Source organism: Microbacterium sp. CGR1 (genome assembly GCF_001266755.1).
Classification (GTDB): Bacteria; Actinomycetota; Actinomycetes; order Actinomycetales; family Microbacteriaceae; genus Microbacterium.
Map to the genome: position 1 here is coordinate 534,432 of NZ_CP012299.1, position 20,099 is coordinate 554,530.

Annotated in this window: 17 protein-coding genes; 11 read left to right on the forward strand and 6 right to left on the reverse strand. The window is 67.8% G+C overall.

What is annotated here, in order from left to right; all coding sequences use genetic code 11:
• The first annotated feature begins 28 nt into the window (after positions 1-28).
• From efeU to efeB, 3 genes are read left to right on the forward strand one after another with little or no spacing between them, the layout of a single operon-like run.
• Positions 29-979, forward strand: coding sequence for an iron uptake transporter permease EfeU (efeU, locus tag AKG07_RS02450; protein ID WP_082297787.1), 951 nt, complete (start codon positions 29-31; stop codon positions 977-979).
• Positions 976-2,208, forward strand: a complete 1,233-nt coding sequence (gene efeO / locus AKG07_RS02455; protein WP_053095809.1) for an iron uptake system protein EfeO — start codon at positions 976-978, stop codon at positions 2,206-2,208. The genes efeU and efeO overlap by 4 nt, the downstream gene beginning before the upstream one ends.
• Positions 2,209-2,230: 22 nt before the next feature.
• Entirely contained in the window at positions 2,231-3,544 is a 1,314-nt protein-coding gene (gene efeB / locus AKG07_RS02460; RefSeq protein ID WP_053095810.1) for an iron uptake transporter deferrochelatase/peroxidase subunit, read from the forward strand.
• A gap of 13 nt (positions 3,545-3,557) precedes the next feature.
• Here the strand turns inward: efeB and AKG07_RS02465 are convergent, their stop codons facing one another.
• Both AKG07_RS02465 and AKG07_RS02470 read right to left on the reverse strand, forming a co-directional pair.
• Entirely contained in the window at positions 3,558-4,421 is an 864-nt protein-coding gene (locus AKG07_RS02465; protein ID WP_082297788.1) for a serine hydrolase domain-containing protein, read from the reverse strand.
• Positions 4,418-5,575, reverse strand: a complete 1,158-nt coding sequence (locus tag AKG07_RS02470; RefSeq protein ID WP_053095812.1) for an acyltransferase family protein — start codon at positions 5,573-5,575, stop codon at positions 4,418-4,420. Before AKG07_RS02470 ends, AKG07_RS02465 begins: the two co-directional genes overlap by 4 nt.
• Positions 5,576-5,684: 109 nt before the next feature.
• On the opposite strand from AKG07_RS02470, the gene AKG07_RS02475 reads away from it, so the two are divergent.
• From AKG07_RS02475 to AKG07_RS02485, 3 genes are all read left to right on the forward strand, one after another.
• Positions 5,685-6,908 (forward strand): LLM class flavin-dependent oxidoreductase, encoded by a 1,224-nt coding sequence (locus tag AKG07_RS02475; RefSeq protein WP_053099081.1) that lies wholly within the window; start codon positions 5,685-5,687, stop codon positions 6,906-6,908.
• Between the two features lies 1 nt (position 6,909).
• Complete coding sequence (locus AKG07_RS02480) at positions 6,910-7,554, forward strand: FMN reductase (protein WP_053095813.1); 645 nt, start codon at positions 6,910-6,912, stop codon at positions 7,552-7,554.
• A gap of 80 nt (positions 7,555-7,634) precedes the next feature.
• The gene (locus tag AKG07_RS02485; protein ID WP_053095814.1) at positions 7,635-8,987 is read left to right on the forward strand and encodes an FAD-binding oxidoreductase; all 1,353 of its coding nucleotides are present in this window, start codon (positions 7,635-7,637) and stop codon (positions 8,985-8,987) included.
• A gap of 84 nt (positions 8,988-9,071) precedes the next feature.
• Here AKG07_RS02485 and AKG07_RS02490 read toward each other — a convergent pair whose 3' ends face one another.
• Both AKG07_RS02490 and AKG07_RS02495 read right to left on the reverse strand, forming a co-directional pair.
• On the reverse strand, positions 9,072-9,770 hold the full coding sequence (locus AKG07_RS02490; RefSeq protein WP_053095815.1) for a response regulator: 699 nt from the start codon (positions 9,768-9,770) through the stop codon (positions 9,072-9,074).
• Positions 9,767-11,038 carry a sensor histidine kinase gene (locus AKG07_RS02495; RefSeq protein WP_053099082.1) on the reverse strand — a complete coding sequence of 424 codons (1,272 nt, stop codon included), beginning with the start codon at positions 11,036-11,038 and terminating at the stop codon, positions 9,767-9,769. The genes AKG07_RS02490 and AKG07_RS02495 overlap by 4 nt, the downstream gene beginning before the upstream one ends.
• Positions 11,039-11,199: 161 nt before the next feature.
• Here AKG07_RS02495 and AKG07_RS02500 point away from each other — a divergent pair, with 161 nt between their 5' ends.
• The gene (locus tag AKG07_RS02500; protein WP_053099083.1) at positions 11,200-12,639 is read left to right on the forward strand and encodes a cation:dicarboxylate symporter family transporter; all 1,440 of its coding nucleotides are present in this window, start codon (positions 11,200-11,202) and stop codon (positions 12,637-12,639) included.
• 60 nt (positions 12,640-12,699) lie between these two features.
• On the opposite strand, the gene AKG07_RS17605 is transcribed toward AKG07_RS02500, so the two are convergent.
• Positions 12,700-12,876, reverse strand: a complete 177-nt coding sequence (locus tag AKG07_RS17605; protein WP_091232420.1) for a DUF5302 domain-containing protein — start codon at positions 12,874-12,876, stop codon at positions 12,700-12,702.
• A 39-nt stretch (positions 12,877-12,915) separates the two neighbouring features.
• The gene (locus AKG07_RS02505; protein ID WP_232224545.1) at positions 12,916-13,488 is read right to left on the reverse strand and encodes a DedA family protein; all 573 of its coding nucleotides are present in this window, start codon (positions 13,486-13,488) and stop codon (positions 12,916-12,918) included.
• Positions 13,489-13,642: 154 nt separating this feature from the next.
• On the opposite strand from AKG07_RS02505, the gene AKG07_RS02510 reads away from it, so the two are divergent.
• The 4 genes from AKG07_RS02510 to AKG07_RS02525 all read left to right on the forward strand — a co-directional run bounded on the left by AKG07_RS02510 (position 13,643) and on the right by AKG07_RS02525 (position 20,065).
• Positions 13,643-15,568, forward strand: a complete 1,926-nt coding sequence (locus AKG07_RS02510; protein ID WP_233277309.1) for a GDSL-type esterase/lipase family protein — start codon at positions 13,643-13,645, stop codon at positions 15,566-15,568.
• Between the two features lie 292 nt (positions 15,569-15,860).
• Positions 15,861-18,137, forward strand: a complete 2,277-nt coding sequence (locus tag AKG07_RS02515; protein WP_053095817.1) for a polyribonucleotide nucleotidyltransferase — start codon at positions 15,861-15,863, stop codon at positions 18,135-18,137.
• 216 nt (positions 18,138-18,353) lie between these two features.
• The gene (locus AKG07_RS02520; protein WP_053095818.1) at positions 18,354-19,382 is read left to right on the forward strand and encodes an aldo/keto reductase; all 1,029 of its coding nucleotides are present in this window, start codon (positions 18,354-18,356) and stop codon (positions 19,380-19,382) included.
• Positions 19,383-19,462: 80 nt separating this feature from the next.
• Positions 19,463-20,065 (forward strand): histidine phosphatase family protein, encoded by a 603-nt coding sequence (locus tag AKG07_RS02525; RefSeq protein ID WP_053095819.1) that lies wholly within the window; start codon positions 19,463-19,465, stop codon positions 20,063-20,065.
• Positions 20,066-20,099: the final 34 nt, after the last annotated feature.

Below are 20,099 nucleotides of genomic sequence, written 5' to 3' on the forward strand. Positions count from 1 at the left end.
CCTCAGTCTTTCCCAGAGAGTTCCCTCCGTGCTCGCCACTTTTCTCATCGGTCTTCGTGAAGGCCTCGAAGCCGCGATTGTCGTCGGCATCCTCGTCGCCTACCTGCGCAGGCTCGGTCGCGGTGACGCGTTGCCCAGGCTCTGGGCGGGGGTCGGCCTGGCAATCGCCCTCGCACTCGGCATCGGGGCCGTCCTGACCTTCGGTGCGTACTCGCTGACCTTCGAGGCTCAGGAGCTGATCGGCGGACTGCTGTCGCTGCTCGCGGTGGGCATGGTGACCTGGATGATCTTCTGGATGCAGAAGGCCGGGCGCACGATGAAGGCGACCCTCGAGGGCGGACTCGACCGCGCGCTCACACAGGGCGGCGTCTGGGCGCTGATCGCGATCGGCTTCGTTTCGGTGGCACGCGAGGGGATCGAGACGACTCTTCTGCTGTGGTCGATGGTGCAGTCCTTCGGCGATGCTCCGTCGGCGCTGCTCGGCGCGGTGCTCGGGCTTCTCGCCGCCGTGGTGATCGGCTGGGCGCTCGCCCGCGGCGCCGTCCGGCTCGACCTTCGCCGGTTCTTCACCTGGACCAGTGGGTTCCTCGTCATCGTCGCAGCCGGGGTGCTCGCCTACGCGATCATGGACCTCCAGGAGGCCGGCGCGTTGCCGGGACCGTTCACCGCGGCGGCACCGATCGACGCGGCCACCGGGGCGGTCGCTCTCGGCTGGGTGGCATTCCCCTTCGGCTGGGCCTTCGATGTCACGAACGTGATCGCGCCCGACAGTGCCTGGGCGACCATCCTGCAGGCGACCGTCGGCTTCATGCCACGGATGACGTGGCTCCAGGTCACGGCTTGGACCGTGTACATCGTCGTCGTCGGGCTCTTCTTCATCCGGGGGCTCCGGTCACGCCGGTCCGCCTCCCCACATGTGCAGACGTCCCCTGGCCGGGACACGTCGGCATCCACTCTCACCCAGCAAGGAGCAGCATGACCACCTCTCGCCGAATCCTCGGTGCCGTCGCCGCAGCAGGCGCGGCAGCACTCGTCCTCAGCGGGTGCGTCGCCAAGAGCGATGTCGCCGCGGGTGCATCCTTCGACGTCTCGTCGACCGACTCGGCGTGCGCCGTCTCGGCTGCGACCGCCAAGAGCGGCACACTCACGTTCGATGTGAAGAACGACAGCGCGCAGACCTCGGAGTTCTATCTGCTCGCAGAAGACGGCCTCCGCATCGTCGGCGAGGTCGAGAACATCGCGCCCTCAGCGTCGCGGACCCTCACGGTGGTGGCTCAGCCGGGGGAGTACTTCACGCTGTGCAAGCCGGGCATGATCGGCGAGGGGGTCGGCAAGTCCGCGTTCACCGTGACCGGCGACCGGGTCGCGGTCGACGGCGAGGATGCCGATCAGAAGCAGCAGGCCGTCGACCTCTACGCCGCCTTCGTCAAGGACCAGGTCGGTCAGCTGGTTACGTCGGTCGACGAGTTCGTCACCGCCTATGAGTCCGGCGATGATGAGGCCGCGCGAGCGCTGTTCCCCCAGACGCGCGCGTTCTACGAGCGCATCGAGCCCGTCGCCGAAGCGCTCGGGACGCTCGACCCCCGCATCGACTACCGCGAGGTCGACGCTGTGGCGGAGGGCCTCGACTGGACGGGCTTCCACCGCATCGAGAAGGACCTCTGGGTGCCGGCGCAGGACGCCCTCAACGCCGACGGCGAGACGCCCGCATGGCAGGACTGGGCACCGTCGACGACGGAGGAGCGCGCCGAGTACGGCGACCAGCTGATCGCCGACGTGCAGGAGCTCTACGACTACGTGCACTCGGACGACTTCACCGCGGCTCTCGACGACCAGGGGATCGGCGGCATCTCGAACGGCGCGATCGCGCTGCTCGACGAAGTGGCGACGGGCAAGATCTCCGGCGAGGAGGACTGGTGGTCCGGCACCGACCTGTACGACTTCGCCGCGAACGTCGAGGGGTCGAAGATGGCGTTCTCGCTCGTTCAGGATTTCGCCACGGCACAGGGGGATGAAGGCGCGGAGCTCGTGACCGAGATCGAAGGCGGATACTCCGCTCTCGAGGAATCCCTCGCGGCGCACGGCTCGCTCTCCGACGGCTTCGTCGGCTACGCCGAGCTCACCGATGCGGACAAGCGCGAGTTCACCGATCTCATCAACGCCCTCGCAGAGCCGCTCTCGCAGCTCACCGGCACCGTCCTCGACTGATCCGACGGACACGGTCTCGCACATGAACGACAGCGCGAAGGACGCTGCAGCTGCCGACTCCCTCCCGGAGTCGGCGGCCGCGGCATCCTCGGCCACGGGTCTCAGCCGGCGCGGACTCCTCGGACTGGCACTCGGCGGCGGCGTCGCGTCCCTCGCCGTCGGAGTCGGCGCCGGACTGTCGGGGGGAGTCGCGCTCGGACGCGCGAGAGCAGAAGCGGACGCCCAGCGTGCGTACGACTTCTTCGGCGCCCATCAGGCGGGAATCACGACGCCCGTGCAGGAGCATCTGCATTTCGCCTCCTTCGACATGATGCCTCGCACCGACCGCGAAGACCTGGTCTCGCTGCTGCAGGATTGGACTTATGCCGCCTCGCGGATGACGCAGGGGCTCGAGGTGAGTGCCACCGGCGCTGTCGGGGGCGATGCGGAGGTGCCGCCGGATGACACGGGCGAGGCTCTCGGGCTGACGGCAGCCGGCCTCACGATCACGTTCGGCTTCGGCCCGACCCTGTTCGAGAACGACGAGGGCGACCGGTACGGCATCGCCTCCCTGCGTCCCGAGCGGCTCGAGAGGCTTCCCGCCTTCCTCGGCGACGATCTCGACCCGCAGACCTCGCACGGCGATCTCTGCATCCAGGCGTGCGCCGACGACCCCCAGGTCGCCGTGCACGCGATCCGCAACCTGAGCCGCATCGCCTTCGGTCGTGCCAAGCTGCGCTGGTCCCAGCTCGGGTTCGGCAAGACGTCCCGCACGACGTCGGCGCAGGCGACGCCCCGCAACCTGTTCGGCTTCAAGGACGGGACCGCGAACATCCTCGCCGATGACTCCGTCGCCCTCGACGAGAACGTGTGGCTCGGCCCCGATGACAGGCCCGAGTGGATGGTCGGCGGGTCGTACCTCGTGGCGCGCAAGATCGCGATGCGGATCGAGACCTGGGACCGCGTGCGGCTCTCCGAGCAGAACACCATCATCGGGCGCGACAAGGGCGAGGGCGCTCCGCTCTCCGGCGGCGACGAGTTCGCGGCGCCGGATTTCGGTACGTCGGCCATCGATCAGAACGCGCACGTGCGTCTCGCGCATCCGGACCAGAACGACGGCATCCGGATCCTGCGGCGAGGATTCAACTACGTCAACGGCAACAACGATCTCGGACGGCTGGACGCGGGGCTCTTCTTCCTGTCGTACCAGCGGGATCCCGCACAGTTCGTCTCGCTGCAGCGCCGGCTGTCGACGGATCGGATGAACGAGTACGTCACGCATGTCGGGTCAGGGATCTGGGCGGTCCCCGGAGGCTCGAAGCCGGGCTCGTTCGTCGGCGCCGACCTCTTCGCCTGATGCCGGTCGAGGGTCAGGAGCGCAGCGTCTCCGCGACGAACGTCGCGTAGGCATCCGCGCCGAAATGGTCGTCGGCTGTGATCGTGACGACGGCATCCTCACCGAATATCAGCAGCTGTCCGTATGCCCCGTGCAGGCGCCACACCTGGCCCGGGCCGTCCCACCCCGCGAGCGCATAGCGCTCGTAACCGGCATTCTCACCGGCGACCACCCAGTCGGAGTGCATCGCGTCGATGATCTCGGTCGGCACGAGTCGTCGGCCCTGCCATTCGCCACGGTCGCGGATCAGCCGACCGAGGCGCGCCATCTCCTCCGTGCGCAGTGCGATGCCGCCTCCCGCGACGATGCGTCCCTGCGGGCACCGCTCCCACTCGAGGTCGTCGAAGCCCAGAGGCGCGAGCAGCCGGGGGCGCAGATACTCGACGACGTCACCGGTCCGCGTGGCCAGGATCATCATCGCCGCGTACGTGCTGGCGTTGGAGTACTGGAAGACGTGACCGCGAGACGGGCGCGAGAGGAACTCTCGTGCGAGATCGGGCCAGTCCGTCATCATGGTCTCCGACCAGGCGAGATCGACTCCGCTCGACATCGAGAGCAGTCGTCGCAGCGTGAGGTGCTCGACGCCGTCTCCGAAGGTGAGGTCCGGCACGTACTCTGCGATCGGGGCATCGAGCGAGATGAGATCGTCGGCGGCAGCGATTCCGGCCGCGAGGACGCACACGCCCTTCGCAACCGAGTGGATCTCCTCGCGGACGTCGGCAGTCCACCGGTGCTCGGCGACGTCGTCACCCACGAGCACGTGGAGCCCGTGAGCCCCGAACCCCGACGAGTCCGCATGGTCCACGAGGCGGTCGCGGATCATCTCGGCTCTCGTCACTCCTTCAGGCTAGCCGCTGCGCCCTGACGGGGCCGACGAGAGCCGGTCGGGTCGCTGCGGTGGCCCTCGCGTCGAGCCAGCTCGGGGTCTCGGAAGAGCCAGGACGGGCGGGGCTCCACCAGCGGGCGGAAGAGCCAGCGCACGGGCTTGGTGGCGAGCGCGAGAGCCAGCACCACCGACAGCAGCGTCACGAGCGGCAGCCACAGCCACGTCGGGTCGAGGTCGCGCAGCACCCCGGTCTCGCGGAAGGGGTACAGCACGAACGAGTGGAGCAGGAACACGTACATCGTGTACTGGCCGAACTTCGTCCACCAGTAGGTTCCGCGGGGGATCAGAGCGAAGAAGGCGGCGCTCAGGATCACTGCCATCAGCATGAGTGCGACGCGCACACCGCCGGCCCACCACTGCTCTCCGCCGAGGTCCGCGTACGCGTCCTCGTAGAACAGCCAGTGGCGCAGATCGAGCTCCTTCCAGACATCGATCCACCGCCAGGCCGAGAACCCTGCCGCGGCGAGGAGTACGACGCTGACGACGCGGATCCACCACGGGCGGATCTCGAGGAGGCGGAAGCGAGTGACGACGTCGCGTTCGCGCAGCCACCAGCCGAGTGCGAAGAAGGGCAGAAGGCCCAGGGTCCGCGAGAGCGAGAACGTGCTGTCGACGTTGGGCAGATAGCCCACGCCGATCGAGATGATGACGGTCCACAGCAGCGGCCACCGCAGCAGCGCGAGGTAGGGGAGGACGAGGCGGAAGATGCCGAGCGCCAGGAGGAACCAGAGGGTCCAGGACGGTTTGGTGAAGTTCGGGTCGGCCTGACCCTCGACCAGCCATTTCGTGAGGGTCCACAGGAACTCGAAGATCACGTAGGGCAGCAGGATGTCGGTGATCACCCTGGCCATCTGCACACGCGTCGGGGAACCGGACTTCGAGAAGTAGCCCGAGATGATCGCGAACGCCGGCATGTGGAAGGCGTAGAGGGCGAGATACGCCGCGAGCGCGATGTCGGAGTCGTAGGTGAGGCGCTGGATCGCGTGGCCGAGCACCACGAGGACGATGCACGCATATCGCGCGTTGTCCCAAAATGGCACGCGCTTGCGGGGCTTCTGGACGGGGCCGGTGGCGGGGCTCGTCAGGGCGGATCCGTCGCTGTGCATGCTCTGAGGCTACTCGGGGAATAAAGTTGCTCGCATCGCGTTGACTCAGATACATTCAAATGAATAGAACCGGATGCAGGGCACCCGATTCGGAGAAGACGGAGCAATCATGAGTGAGCAGGCAGGCGTCCCGGTGCAGTTCGGCATCATGTCGGTCAGCGACATCACCCGCGACCCGACCACCGGCGAGACGCCGAGTGAGCAGGAGCGGATCAAGGGGACCCTCGCGATCGCCAAGCACAGCGAGGAGGTCGGCCTCGACGTCTTCGCGATCGGCGAGCACCACAACCCTCCGTTCTGGTCCTCGAGCCCCACGACGTTCCTCGCCGCCCTCGCGGCTCAGACCGAGCGTCTGATCGTCTCGACGTCGACCACCCTGATCACGACCAACGACCCGGTGCGCATCGCCGAGGAATACGCGATGCTGCAGCACGTCTCGGACGGACGCATGGACCTCATGCTCGGCCGCGGCAACACGGGTCCGGTGTACCCCTGGTTCGGTCAGGACATCCGTCAGGGGCTTCCGCTCGCGATCGAGAACTACGCCCTGCTGCACAAGCTGTGGCGTGAGGACGTCGTGAACTGGGAGGGCAAGTTCCGCACCCCGCTGCAGGGCTTCACCTCGACGCCTCGTCCGCTCGACGGAGTCGCGCCGTTCGTGTGGCACGGATCGATCCGCACCCCGGAGATCGCCGAGCAGGCCGCGTACTACGGCGACGGCTTCTTCGCGAACAACATCTTCTGGCCCAAGGAGCACTACCAGCGCCTGATCGAGCTGTACCGCCAGCGCTACGCGCACTACGGACACGGGACACCCGAACAGGCGATCGTCGGCCTCGGTGGCCAGGTGTTCATGGCGGCGAAGTCGCAGGATGCCGTGAATCAGTTCCGCCCCTACTTCGACAATGCCCCTGTGTACGGTCACGGACCGAGCATGGAGGACTTCACCGAGATGACCCCGCTGACGGTGGGCTCGCCTCAGCAGGTCATCGACCGCTATGCCGCCATGCGCGAGCACTACGGCGACTACCAGCGTCAGCTGTTCCTGATCGACCACGCGGGCCTTCCGCTGAAGACCGTCCTCGAGCAGCTGGACATCCTCGGTTCCGAGGTCGTGCCCGTGCTGCGCAAGGAGCTGGCGAAGGATCGTCCGGCCGGCGTGCCGGATGCTCCGACCCATGCCGCACGGGTGAGGGCCGAGTTCGGCGACGGACCGACGCGTCAGGCTCGTCCGGGTGCGAACCGCGGTGACAACCTGACGGGGGATTCGCCCTATCAGGACTCTCCCGCTCCGGCGGGAGCCGCGTTCGGACTCAGCCGGAAGGGGGCCTGAGATGACCACTCGTCGTATCGCCGTCGTGTCTGCCGGGCTCTCGAACCCGTCTTCCACGCGCATGCTCGCGGATCGCCTCGCGGCCGAGACCGTGAAGGCCCTCGCGGGGCACGACATCGAGGCGAGCGTCGACGTGATCGAGCTGCGCGACTACGCCCACGACATCACGAACAACCTGCTCACCGGATTCGCACCGCCCGCGCTCGAGACCGCGATCAACACAGTGGTGTCGGCGGACGCGCTCATCGCCGTCACGCCGATCTTCTCGACGAGCTACAACGGGCTCTTCAAGTCGTTCATCGACGTGCTCGATCCCGACGCGCTCACGGGCAAGCCGGTGCTGATCGGAGCGAACGCCGGCACGGCTCGGCACTCGCTCGCCATCGACTACGCCATCCGTCCGCTCTTCGCCTACCTGCATGCCGACGCCGTCTCGACCGGTGTGTTCGCGGCGTCGAGCGACTGGGGCGGGGGCGGCGACGACGTCGCGCCTCTGGCCAAGCGCGTCGAGAAGGGCGCTCGCGAGCTGGCTGAGGCGATCGCGAAGCGCGAGGTGGCTGCGGCCGCCGACCCGTACGACCCGGCGACGTATCTCGGAGAGGGCCGTTCGTTCGGCCACATGCTCGGCGGTCTCGCCGGCGAGTGATCCATCCCCGGCACGACCGGGAATGAGCGCAGGGCCATGAGGCCGTAGACGATGTCCGAAGGGAGTCGTACGGTGACCTCATGGCCCTTCGCTCTGTCCTCGAATCCGCGCGGCATGCCCTGCGCGGCGCTCTCGTCCTCCCGGGCGACGAATCCTTCGACGCGGCGCGTCGTCCGTGGAACCTGGCGATCGAACAGCATCCGGCGGGCGTGGCCGCACCGGCCGATCTGCGCGATCTGCGCGCTCTTCTCGACGCCGCTGGCGACGCGGGCGTGACGCTCGCGGTCCAGCCCACCGGGCACGGCGCCGGCGGAGACCTGGCCGACGCCGTCATCGTCCGAATGGCGGCCTTCGACGAGCTGTCGATCGACCTCGGTTCGGGGGTGGTCCGCGTCGGCAGCGGAGTCCGCTGGGGCGCCGTCGTCGAGGCGCTCGAAGGAACGGGCTGGGTGGCTCCTGCCGGCACGAGCCCGGTCGTCGCCGTCGCGGGGTACACCCTGGGCGGCGGCCATTCCTGGTTCAGTCGCACAGCAGGACTCGGGTCGGACAACCTCAGGGCCGCGTGGGTGCTGCGGAGCGACGGGACCCATGATCGGGTCGACGACGAGAGCGACCCGGAGATGATGTGGGCGCTTCGCGGAGCGGGCGGCGTCGTCGGAATCGTGACGGCCCTCGAGATCGACCTGGTTCCCGCGCCGTCGCTGTGGGGAACCGAACTCACTTTCGACGCCGCAGACGCCGGGTCGGTGCTGCGGGCCGTCCGCGATCTGTCCGCAGAGGCCCCGGCATCGCTCAACGTGTTCGTGAATTCGATGCGTATGCCCGACGCTCCGCAGCTTCCCGAGGAGATCCGCGGACGCAGCTTCCTCAGCGTGCGGGCGCTGTCCACGGTCGGATCCGCCGATGAGCTGTTCGAGCGGGTGCGGCGAGCAGGCACGGTCCGTCGTGAGATGTCGGGGGCCACATCGCCGAAGACCGTCGCGGCGTCGAGCGGCGAACCCAGCGAACCGACGCCGGGCAAAGGCGTGTCTGCTGCGCTCTCGTCGCTCGACGACGCGACGATCGACGATCTCTTGCGGTTCCGCGAGCTGCCGGATCAGTGGCCGATCATGGGCATCGACATCCGGATGCTCGGTGGCGCGCTGAACGATCCTCGACGCGCCGGATTCGCGACACTTCAGGGCGTCGGCTGGCTGCTCCACGCCCTGGTGCCCGTCTTCCCCGGGGTGCCGAGCGAACCGGGGGAGGCGAGCATGGCGGGCTTCCGTGAGGTGCTGGCGCACGCGATCGCCCCGTGCACGATCCCGACGTTCCTGGGTCCGGATGAGACCCTCGAGCGCTGCGGTGACCCGACGGCGATCGATCGTCTTCGCACCATCAGGGCCGCCGCCGACCCCGACTCGCTGATCCACGAGGGGCGGCTCCCGCGCTGACACCGGGCTGAGACCGGGCCGCATCCAGCGGAAAGGATCCGCGTCGTTCGAACGATCGGGATGGGCGGGGGTGCCGCGCCGGCATCATTCGTCTCCGTCGACGCGTCTCGTCCAGCGGTACTCCGTCTCCGGGCGTCCACGTGCGCCGTAGCGAGCGCTGCGCGTGATGATGCCCGAATCGGTGAGATGCTCCAGGTACCTCCGCACGGACACGCGTGACATCCCGAGTCGCGCGGCGGCCTCGCTCGCCGAGACCGCGGCGCTGGAGGAGCGCAGCTCTGTCGTCACCTTCTGCAGCGTCGCGGTCGACAGCCCTTTGGGAATCGGGATCGTCCCCGTCGTGCGCCCGAGAAGCGCATCGATCTCCGCCTGGGTCGCCTCTCCGGCCGTCGACCGTGCCTGCTCCCGATGGATGCGATACGCGGTGAGACGCTCGTGGAACACCGCGAAGGGGAACGGCTTGACGAGGTACTGGTAGACGCCGAGAGCTGCCATCTGCCGGACGGTGTCCGCATCGCGCACGCCGGTGATCGCGATCACATCGACGGCAGCGTGTCGGGAACGCAGCCCTCGGAGCACATCGATGCCGGAGCCGTCGGGCATCGTGATGTCGAGAAGGACCAGGTCGAACGGCTCGTCGTGCGGCTGATCGAGCACGGCGGTCAATGCGGCCCTGGCGCCGGTGCACTCGCCGCCCACGATGAAGCCGTCGATCCTCTCGAGGTACGAGCGGTGGAGCTCGAGTGTCAGAGCGTCGTCATCGACGATCAGCGTGCGGATCATGGGCTCCTGCGTCCTCTCGTCGGCGGGAGGGTGACGGTGAACGTGGTCGGATGAGCGGAGAGCTCCACAGTGCCGCCCACCCCGGCCGCCACCGCGCGGACGAGAGCGAGCCCGACTCCGCGCCCGTGGTTGTTTGCAGGCTTGGTCGAGAAGCCCTGGGTGAAGACGCGCTCGCGCAGGTCGGAGGGTATGCCGTCACCGCCGTCGGAGACCTCGAGGACGATTCCGCCGTTCTTCGAGGGGCGCAGCGAGACCCCCACCCAGCGCTCGGCGCCGGCGGCGGCGGCATCCATGGCGTTGTCGATCAGGTTGCCGAGCACGGCGACGCTGTCGACAGGGGAGAGCGGGGAGGCGGGAGTGTCCGGGTCGATGCTCACCCGCCAGTCGATCCCGCGCTCCCTGGCCTGCGACGCCTTGCCGAGAAGCAGGGCACCGACGGCGGGATCGCCGGCCTGTCGTGCGGTGACCTGATCGACGAGCGACTGACTCTGGCGCGAGGTCTCGGTCAGGATGTCGATCGCCTCCTCGCTACGGCCGAGCTCGAGAAGCGCGACCGCCGTGTGCATGCGATTGCCGTGCTCGTGCGTCTGAGCGCGCAGCGCGTCGCCCAGAGTGCGCAGGGATTCGTATGACGACACGGCGTCCCTCACCTGACCCGGCGGCAGGTCTCCTGCGATACCGCGCGTGAACCGGCGAGCGATCCACGCGCCGAGCGCACCGAGAGCGATGAGGCCGACGGTGATGCCGAGTGACAGGGGGAGACGACGGATCAGGGTGTCGGAGATGGTCTCGGTCGTCACGCCGGCCGAGACCCAGCCCACCGGTTCGCCATCGGAGGCGAGTACCGGAACGATGGTTCGCACCGAGGGCCCGAGAGTGCCGGTGAACACCTCGGTGAAGGTTCGAGGCGTGTCGGGGATGGTGCCGAGGTATCTCGCCCCGATCTGCTCGATGTCAGGGTGGGTCACGCGGGTGCCGTCAGGCGTCATGATCGTCACGAAGTCGAGATCCGCGTCCGAGATCACATCGAGCGCATAGGGCTCGAGGGTCTGCGTGGCCGTTGCGGCATCGCCGGCCTCGAGGGTGTCGATCACGAGCGGTGACACGGCGAGAGTCACTGCTGTCGCCGCCGTGACGCGCTCGGCCTCGGCATGCGTGGCGCGTTGCGCATCGATCACGAGGAAGACGGCGACCAGAGCTCCCACGACGAGCGCGGCGACGAGGAGCACGGCGAACACCCGTGAGGCGATGCTGCGGGCAGGTCTCATCGCGTCCTTCCGATCGACGGTGATCGCGGAGTCCGGCATATCGGTAATGACCAATACGACCACAAATGGCTTTGCCGAGTGATGTCCGCGACGGTGAGCTTACCGAAGGCGAGGGCGCCCGAGGGCATGAGACGAAGACGTTCATGATCAAGGAGGAAAACATGGCCATCACGACAGGGTTCTCGCTTCCCGGATTCCATTGGCGGCGCGGCAAGCAGGCATGGGACAGGCACACGTGGCTGTACGTGTCGGTGATCATCGCCGTCGTGCTCGGAGCCGCGGTCGGCCTCATCTGGCCCGAGGTCGGACAGAGCCTCGAACCGATCGGCAAGGGCTTCGTCTCTCTCATCAAGATGATGATCGCGCCGATCATCTTCTGCACGATCGTGGTGGGCGTCGGCTCGATCGCCAAGGCAGCGACCGTCGGCAAGATCGGCGGACTCGCGCTGCTCTACTTCATGGTCATGTCGACGTTCGCGCTGGCGATCGGCCTGGTGGTCGGCAACATCATCCACCCCGGTGCGGGCCTCGATATGGCGAACTCCAGCTATGACGCGACAGCGACCGAGGCGAAGACCACCACGGAGTTCATCCTGGGCATCATCCCGACGACGTTCTTCTCCGCCTTCACGGGCGAGAGCGTGCTGCAGGTTCTGTTCATCGCGCTGCTCGTCGGGTTCGCGCTCCAGGGACTCGGCGAAAAGGGCGCCCCGATCATGGATGCGGTCAAGAACCTCCAGAAGCTGGTCTTCCGCATCCTGGGCATGATCTTGTGGCTTGCACCGCTCGGCGCGTTCGGAGCCATCGCCGCGGTCGTCGGCAAGACGGGCATCGCCGCGATCTGGAGCCTCGGCGTGCTGATGGTCGCGTTCTACATCACCTGCATCCTGTTCATCGTGGTCGTGCTCGGAACCCTGCTCTTCGCCGTCACCCGGGTCAACATCTTCAGCCTGGTGAAGTACCTCGCCCGCGAGTACCTGCTGATCGTCGGCACCTCGTCATCTGAGTCCGCCCTTCCGCGTCTGATCGCGAAGATGGAGCACATCGGGGTATCCAAGCCCGTCGTCGGCATCACGGTCCCCACCGGGTACTCGTTCAACCTCGACGGCACGGCGATCTACCTCACGATGGCGTCGCTCTTCATCGCGACCGGCATGGGGCAGCCGATGACGATCGGTGAGCAGATCGGCTTGCTCGTCTTCATGATCATCGCCAGCAAGGGGGCCGCCGGTGTCACCGGAGCCGGACTCGCCACTCTCGCCGGCGGGCTGCAGGCTTACCGTCCCGACCTGGTCGACGGCGTCGGCGTGATCGTGGGCATCGACCGGTTCATGTCGGAGGGACGGGCCCTGACGAACTTCACCGGCAACGCGGTGGCGACGCTGCTCATCGGCACCTGGACGCGCCAGATCGATCGCGAACGCGTGCAGCAGGTGCTGAGCGGCGCGCTGCCGTTCGAGGAGTCCTCGCTCGACGGCGTGGATGACCACGGCATGGCGGACGAGAGCACGGCCGTGGACATCCAGGGCCTCAAGGAATCCGCGCTCGACGAGATGGCGGCGAAGGAGGAGCGGGCACGGGCGCGCGCGGCGCGAAGCTGAGCTGCCTGCTGAGAAGAGGGATGCGGGAGTCGACGGCAGTCGGCTCCCGCATCCGTGTGGTCAACCGCTCTTGCGTCGGAACTCGCGCCGCGTCTGCGGGGCGGGCGCGCCGTGGACGGCGGAGTCGCCATCCAGGTGGGCCTCGCCCTGCCGGTGGTGCGCGTTCTTCTTCTCGAGCGCTTCCTTGAACTTGCGCTTCATCTCCTCGCTGGAGGAGGCGCCTTCTTCGGTGCTCATGCTCGCCAGCCTAGGGCACGCATCTGAGGCATGGGTGGATCAGTTCCGTGCTCGGCGCGACACGACATCGATCGCGGCGCCGAGCCCGACGGCGACGATGACGGACACGAGGACAGCGACTAGAGGGCCTCCCGGAAGCAGCACGGCGACGATGGCGCCCACGGATGCCTGGTAGGCGGACCACCCGAACGCGGCGATCGTCACGAGCGGCAGATACCGAGCCGGCGGGATCCGCGAGGCCCCTGCCATGAGGTTGATCGCCAATCGAGCGAAAGGGACGAAGCGCGCGGTGAAGAGCACGGTGGCGGTTCCGCCTTCCAGACGCAGCCGCGCCCAGGTGAGCGCTCGGCGCACTCGGGGCGTGCGCATCCAGCGCCACCTGTCGATGCCCACGCTGCGACCCACGAGATAGCAGGTGACGTCTCCGGCGACCGCGGCGATGCCCGCCCACAGGATCACACACCACAGGGGAGGATCGCCGGTCGTCGATGCGACGGCGCCGAGCGCGGTCACCGCGATCTCTCCCGGGACCACCACGAAGAACGAGTCGCCCAGCACGAGCAGGCTCATGACCACCAGAGCCCAGGGGCCGTCGAGCAGTTCAGTGGACACGTTCCCACCGTGGTCGTCGGAGGTGAACGGGAACCAACGCCGGGATAGCCGGTGAAGAGCCGTCCAGCATCCGGTGAACTTCTGGTGCTCCGACCCGATTCGCGCCTCGGGTGGGAGTCGAGGGCTGCATCCTGAGGACGTGAGAGTCGCGATCGTGACAGAGTCCTTCCTTCCGCACATGAACGGTGTCACCGGATCCGTCCTGCAGATCCTCAGTCACCTCGAACGTGCTGGCCATGATGCGCATGTGATCGCGCCCGATGGGACCGGCATCCCCGGGGAGGTGCACGGAGCCGCTGTGGAAGCGGTCCCCAGCCTCGCGCTGCCGGGGTACCGCAGTGTGCGCGTGGGAACCCCGCCTGCACGTCAGGTCGCGGCATCGCTGCGACGCTTCCGCCCCGATGTCATCCACCTGGCTTCGCCCTTCGCCCTCGGATGGCGAGGCGCGCTCGCCGCAGAGCACATCGGCGTCGCCGCCGTCGCCGCGTACCAGACCGATGTCGCGGCATACACGCAGAGGTATCGCATCCCTGTGGCGACCGGTGTCGCCGAATCGCACATCGCGCGGCTCCATCGGCGCGCGACCATCACGCTCGCGCCGTCGCCCGACTCGGCGCAGCAGCTCGCGGAGCTCGGTGTGGATCGCATCCGTCTGTGGGGGAGAGGCGTGGATGCCGAGCGGTTCCAGCCGGCCCGCCGGAGCGCGACACTGCGCGCGGAGTGGGCGAGCGAGGTCGTGATCGGCTACGTGGGCAGGCTCGCACCCGAGAAGCAGGTGGAAGACCTGGCAGTGCTGCAGACGATCCCCGGTGCGCGCCTCGTGATCGTGGGGGACGGACCGAGCAGGCCTCGACTCGAGTCCCTGATGCCCGGTGCGTGCTTCCTCGGGCACCTCGAAGGCGACGCGCTCGCAGCAGCCATGGCATCCTTCGACGTGTTCGTCCACCCGGGAGAGAGCGAGACCTTCGGACAGACCCTCCAGGAGGCCCACGCCAGCGGGGTGCCCGTCGTCGCCACCGGTCGCGGCGGCCCCCTCGGCCTCGTCCGGATGGGAATCGACGGATGGCTCTACCGTCCCGGCGATCTCGGCGACCTGCGGATGCGCGTGGTCGACCTCACCGGCGACGGCCGCAAACGCCGGGCGTTCGGCGCAGCAGGACGCGAGGCCGTGCAGGGTCGCAGCTGGGAGAACGTCTGTTCTCAGCTGATGGGGCATTACGAGGAGGCCCGAGAGCTCAGGATGATCGATGAGGGAGCGCGCGCTCGCCGCCTGACGCGGCCGGAGCCCACCGCCCCGGTGCAAGCGCGCACCTGGCGGCGTTACGTGGCGCTGGGGGACTCGCTCACGGAAGGCCTGTGCGATCCGGCACCGGATGGTGCGCTCCGTGGATGGGCCGACCGGCTCGCCCTGCTGCTCGCCGCACGCGGAGGTCTCCGGTATGCGAACCTCGCCGTCCGGTCGAAGCGTGTGCGTGATGTGTGCGGCACCCAGCTCGATCGAGCGCTCGAACTGCAGCCGGACCTCGTGTCCATCCTGATCGGCGCCAACGATCTGGTTAAGTCGACGGTCGACGTGCCCGCGCTCGCCGCGGAGCTCGAGGGCGCGGTCACCCGGCTCCGCGACATCGGGGCCGACGTGCTGCTCGTCACGCCGTTCCTGCCCCGACGGAGAGCGGCCGGGATCTACACCAGGAGGTTCGCGGCATTTGCCACGGCACTGTCCGGCATCGCGGCGCGGACGGGCGCGATCCTGATCGACAGCGACCTGTACCCGTCGCTTCCGGATCGCCCGAACTGGGGGGAGGACCTCGTCCACCTCAGCAGTCGTGGTCACAGATTCCTCGCATATCGCGCGGGCGAGGTCCTCTCGGTGCCGCACGCCGACGCACTGGGGGTGCTCGATGCCGCGCTGCATGAGAACGAGCAGATCGGCGCGGGACTGTGGTGGCGCCGCCATGCGCTGCCCTGGGTGTGGCGACGACTGCACGGTCGGGCGGCCGGCGACGGCCGGGTCGCGAAGCACGACGACTACGTCTATCTCGGACGATCGAGCGCTCCGCAGGACGTCAAGGTCCACTGAACGAACCCGCCGCGGACGGAAACGGAGGACATCCAAGGGCGCGCTGATAGGCTGGAGGAGGTCGACGTGTGTCGACCGCACAATTTCATATCGACTCATGGAGCGATCGGCGGAGAGCTGGTCCCCTGTGGTGGGTTCCTCGGCGCGACGTCGGGTGGCTTTCTACTGGTGGCCAGCGCAGGTGAGATTCGCGGGGATGCCCGCGCGCCCGTATCCGGCTGAATCCGCTCCTTCATGAATGCGCTCGCGCGTCACACGGACTCGCGAGTCTAAACAAAGAAGGAGAGACCTCTTGGAAGGTCCTGAAATCACCGCCACCGAGGCCGTTCTCGACAACGGCCGCTTCGGCACCCGCACCATCCGCTTCGAGACCGGCCGCCTCGCGCAGCAGGCTCAGGGCGCAGTCGCCGCGTACCTCGACGGCGAGACCATGCTCCTCTCGGCCACCAGCGCAGGCAAGCACCCGCGCGAGGGCTTCGACTTCTTCCCGCTGACGGTCGACGTCGAAGAGCGTTCGTACGCAGCAGGCAAGATCCCCGGCTCGTTCTTCCGTCGTGAGGGACGTCCCTCGACCGAGGCGATCCTCGTCTGCCGTCTGATCGACCGTCCGCTGCGTCCGTCGTTCGTCGACGGCCTGCGCAACGAGGTCCAGATCGTCATCACCGTCCTGTCGATCGCCCCGGGCGAGTTCTATGACGCCCTCGCGATCAACGCGGCTTCCGCGTCGACGCAGATCTCGGGTCTCCCGTTCTCGGGTCCCGTCGCCGGTGTGCGCCTCGCGTTCATCCCCGGCCACGGCGAGCACGCGGACCAGTGGGTCGCGTTCCCGACGGCTGAGCAGGTCAGCGAGGCCGTGTTCGACCTGATCGTCGCCGGTCGCGTCGTCACCAAGTCCGACGGCACCGAAGATGTCGCGATCATGATGGTCGAGGCTGAGGCCACCGAGGGCAGCTGGAACCTCATCAAGGCCGGCGCCACCAAGCCCGACGAGGCTGTCGTCGCGCAGGGCCTCGAGGCATCGAAGCCCTTCATCGCTCAGCTCGTCAAGGCTCAGGCCGAGCTCGCCGCCAGCGCGTCGAAGGAGCCGGGTGTGTACCCGGTCTTCCCGCCGTACTCCAGCGAGGTCTACGACTTCGTGGCCGAGCGCTCCTACGACGACCTGGTGAACGTCTACCAGATCGCCGACAAGCAGGAGCGTCAGGGCAAGGACGACGAGGTCAAGGACCGCGTCAGGGCGCAGCTCATCGAAGCGGTCGAAGCAGGCAACCTGCCCGCTGGAGCCCCGATCGAGTTCTCCGCAGCGTACAAGTCCGTCACGAAGAAGATCGTCCGCGGCCGCATCCTCACCGAGAGCGTGCGCATGGACGGCCGCGGCCTGGCCGACATCCGTCCGCTCGACGCCGAGGTCCAGGTCATCCCGCGCGTTCACGGCTCCGCGATCTTCCAGCGCGGCGAGACCCAGATCATGGGAATCACCACGCTGAACATGCTCAAGATGGAGCAGCAGATCGACTCGCTGTCGCCGACCACGAGCAAGCGCTACATGCACCACTACAACTTCCCGCCCTACTCGACCGGTGAGACCGGCCGGGTCGGTTCGCCGAAGCGTCGCGAGATCGGGCACGGCTTCCTCGCCGAGCGCGCGCTCGTGCCGGTGCTGCCCAGCCGCGAGGAGTTCCCCTACGCGATCCGTCAGGTCTCCGAGGCGCTGAGCTCCAACGGCTCGACGTCGATGGGTTCCGTCTGCGCGTCGACCCTGTCGCTGCTGAACGCGGGTGTGCCTCTGCGCGCAGCCGTCGCCGGCATCGCGATGGGACTCGTCTCCGATGAGGTCGACGGAGAGACGCGCTACGCGGCCCTCACCGACATCCTCGGCGCAGAGGACGCACTGGGCGACATGGACTTCAAGGTCGCCGGTACCAGCGAGTTCGTCACGGCCATCCAGCTCGACACGAAGCTCGACGGCATCCCGTCGTCGGTGCTCGCCGGCGCGCTGACCCAGGCTCGCGACGCCCGTCTGACCATCCTCAACGTGCTGAACGCCGCGATCGACGCTCCCGACGAGATGGCGCCGACCGCGCCGCGCGTCATCAGCGTGCAGATCCCGGTCGACAAGATCGGTGAGCTGATCGGCCCGAAGGGCAAGACGATCAACGCGATCCAGGACGAGACCGGCGCGCAGATCTCCATCGAGGAGGACGGCACCGTCTACATCGGCGCGACCGACGGCCCCTCGGCCGAGGCTGCCCGTGCTCAGGTCAACGCGATCGCGAACCCGACCAACCCGGAGGTGGGAGAGCAGTTCCTCGGAACCGTCGTGAAGATCGCGACGTTCGGTGCGTTCGTCTCGCTGCTGCCCGGCAAGGACGGCCTGCTGCACGTCACCGAGGTGCGCAAGCTCGCCGGTGGCAAGCGCGTCGAGAACGTCGACGACGTCCTGTCCGTCGGGCAGAAGATCCTCGTGAAGATCACGAAGATCGACGACCGCGGCAAGCTGTCGCTCGAGCCCGTGCTCGACGACGCCCCCGCAGCGGACGCAGCTCCTGCTGACGAGGCTGCTGCCGAGTAATCGCCAGCGCTTCGACACGAGGCCCGGGCTGTCCTCACGGACGGTCCGGGCTTCGTCGTATCCGATGTGATCAAACCGTTATGGGAAGTTCTTGCGCCGTTCCCCGTATTGGTCGGGGAGTTCGCAGATCTCGCCTACTCTCGAAGTACGCACCGGGGGGTGCATTTCAGGCAGTGACGCAGGTCGGTACGCACCGATTGACGCGGGGGTGAGGATATGCGGTTGTTCAGTGTAGGCGCAGGAGCGCCGGCCGATCGCGCGCAGCAGGGCGCCGCAGAGCACCCGTCCGCTCCCATCCCGATCGTCGGACCCGGAATAGGGGAGACCATCCGCGTCCCTCTCGGAGAGACCGGACTCGAGACCTTTCCGCTCATGCTCGGTGCGGCGGAGTTCGGCTGGAACGTCGACCTCGAGACGAGCCATGGGATCCTCGATCGCTACGTGGAATTCGGTGGCAACGCCATCCACACCGCCGACGGATTCTCCGGCGGTCGCAGCGAGCACATCATCGGCCAATGGCTGCAGTCCAGAGGGCGACGCGACCGCGCCCTGCTGAGTGTGCGGATCGGTGCTCACGCAGACAATCCGGGTCTCGGTTCGGTGAACCTCGTCCGCGCTGTCGAGGGGTCGCTCACGCGGCTCGGCGTCGAGCGCATCGACGTGCTGTACCTCGACGCGACGCTCGACCGCACGACGAATCTCGAGGACACCCTCGCGACGGTCGAGTGGATGGTCGACGCGGGCAAGATCGGCGCACTCGGCGCATTCGGCTTCGCACCCGAGCGGCTCGTGGAGGCGCGCATCCTCGCCTCGGCCGGGTACCCACGCATCGAGGTCATCGATTCGCCGTACAACCTCGTCCGCCGTCAGCCGTTCGAAGGGGACCTGCGTCTGGTGGCGGGTGCGCAGAGCCTCGCGGTCACGCCGTCGCACGCTCTCGAGCACGGTTTCCTCTCCGGTCGCCACCGCAGCAAGGCACTGACCTCGCGGGGCGTACGCGGGGAGCAGCTGCGGGGGCATCTCAACAGGCGTGGCACGAAGATCCTGCGGGCTCTCGACCAGGTCGCGACCGAACTCGAGGTTCCCGTGGCCGCCGTGTCCATCGCGTGGCTGCTCGCGCAGCGGACCATTGCGGCGCCCATCGTCAACACCTTCGCGACCGAGCACGTCGACGAGCTGATGCAGGGCGCCGGCGTCACGCTGTCGCGCGCACAGGTCACCGAGCTCACTCGCGCCGGCAACTGAGCGTCGTAACGCCTCTGTCACAGACCTGGCATAGGGTGGAGTGAATCCCGGCGGACGCTGTCGATGAAGCGAGCGAGTTTGTGACGCATTACATATATCTGGTCAGACATGGTGAACATCAGGACGCCGAGCACGGTCTCGCCGACGGACCCCTGTCGCCGCGTGGCCAGCGTCAGGCCGAACTCATCGCAGATCGGCTCTCGGGACTCCCGCTCGACGCCGTCTGGCACTCTCCGCTCCTGCGCGCCAACGAGACGGCCCGTGCGATCGCCGAGCGGCTCCCGTCGGTCGATCCAGAGCCGACCGCACTGCTGTTCGACTGCGTGCCCACGGGGATGACCGACGAGACCCCGGCCGCCTACGAACCGTTCTTCGGCTCGGTGACCGAGGCGGAGCTCGATGCCGGGCGTGCTCAGATGTTCGACGCGGTCAACGAGTTCCTGGTGCGCAAACCGGGTGACGTGCACGAGGTTCTCATCACGCACAACTTCGTGATCTCGTGGTTCGTGCGTGAGGTCCTCGGTGCCCCCGAGTGGCGATGGATGACCTTGAACCAGGCGCACTGCGGCCTCACGGTGATCGCCCAGAAACAGGGCCGGCCCTGGACGCTCCTCACTCACAACGACACCGGGCACCTCCCGGTCGAGCTGCGCACCGGCATCCCCGATGCGATGCCCGTCTGATTCCCCGTTGATTCCCTGAGTTCCGGCCCGCCGC

Bases quoted from the DNA above. Each gene is read 5' to 3' on its own strand.
- AKG07_RS17605 (WP_091232420.1), bottom strand. From the start codon at position 12,876: ATGAGCACCGAAGAAGGCGCCTCCTCCAGCGAGGAGATGAAGCGCAAG.
- AKG07_RS02485 (WP_053095814.1), top strand. From the start codon at position 7,635: ATGGCCCTTCGCTCTGTCCTCGAATCCGCGCGGCATGCCCTGCGCGGC.
- efeO (WP_053095809.1), top strand. From the start codon at position 976: ATGACCACCTCTCGCCGAATCCTCGGTGCCGTCGCCGCAGCAGGCGCG.
- AKG07_RS02475 (WP_053099081.1), top strand. From the start codon at position 5,685: ATGAGTGAGCAGGCAGGCGTCCCGGTGCAGTTCGGCATCATGTCGGTC.
- AKG07_RS02480 (WP_053095813.1), top strand. From the start codon at position 6,910: ATGACCACTCGTCGTATCGCCGTCGTGTCTGCCGGGCTCTCGAACCCG.
- AKG07_RS02495 (WP_053099082.1), bottom strand. From the start codon at position 11,038: ATGAGACCTGCCCGCAGCATCGCCTCACGGGTGTTCGCCGTGCTCCTC.
- AKG07_RS02500 (WP_053099083.1), top strand. From the start codon at position 11,200: ATGGCCATCACGACAGGGTTCTCGCTTCCCGGATTCCATTGGCGGCGC.
- AKG07_RS02470 (WP_053095812.1), bottom strand. From the start codon at position 5,575: ATGCACAGCGACGGATCCGCCCTGACGAGCCCCGCCACCGGCCCCGTC.
- AKG07_RS02520 (WP_053095818.1), top strand. From the start codon at position 18,354: ATGCGGTTGTTCAGTGTAGGCGCAGGAGCGCCGGCCGATCGCGCGCAG.
- efeB (WP_053095810.1), top strand. From the start codon at position 2,231: ATGAACGACAGCGCGAAGGACGCTGCAGCTGCCGACTCCCTCCCGGAG.
- AKG07_RS02490 (WP_053095815.1), bottom strand. From the start codon at position 9,770: ATGATCCGCACGCTGATCGTCGATGACGACGCTCTGACACTCGAGCTC.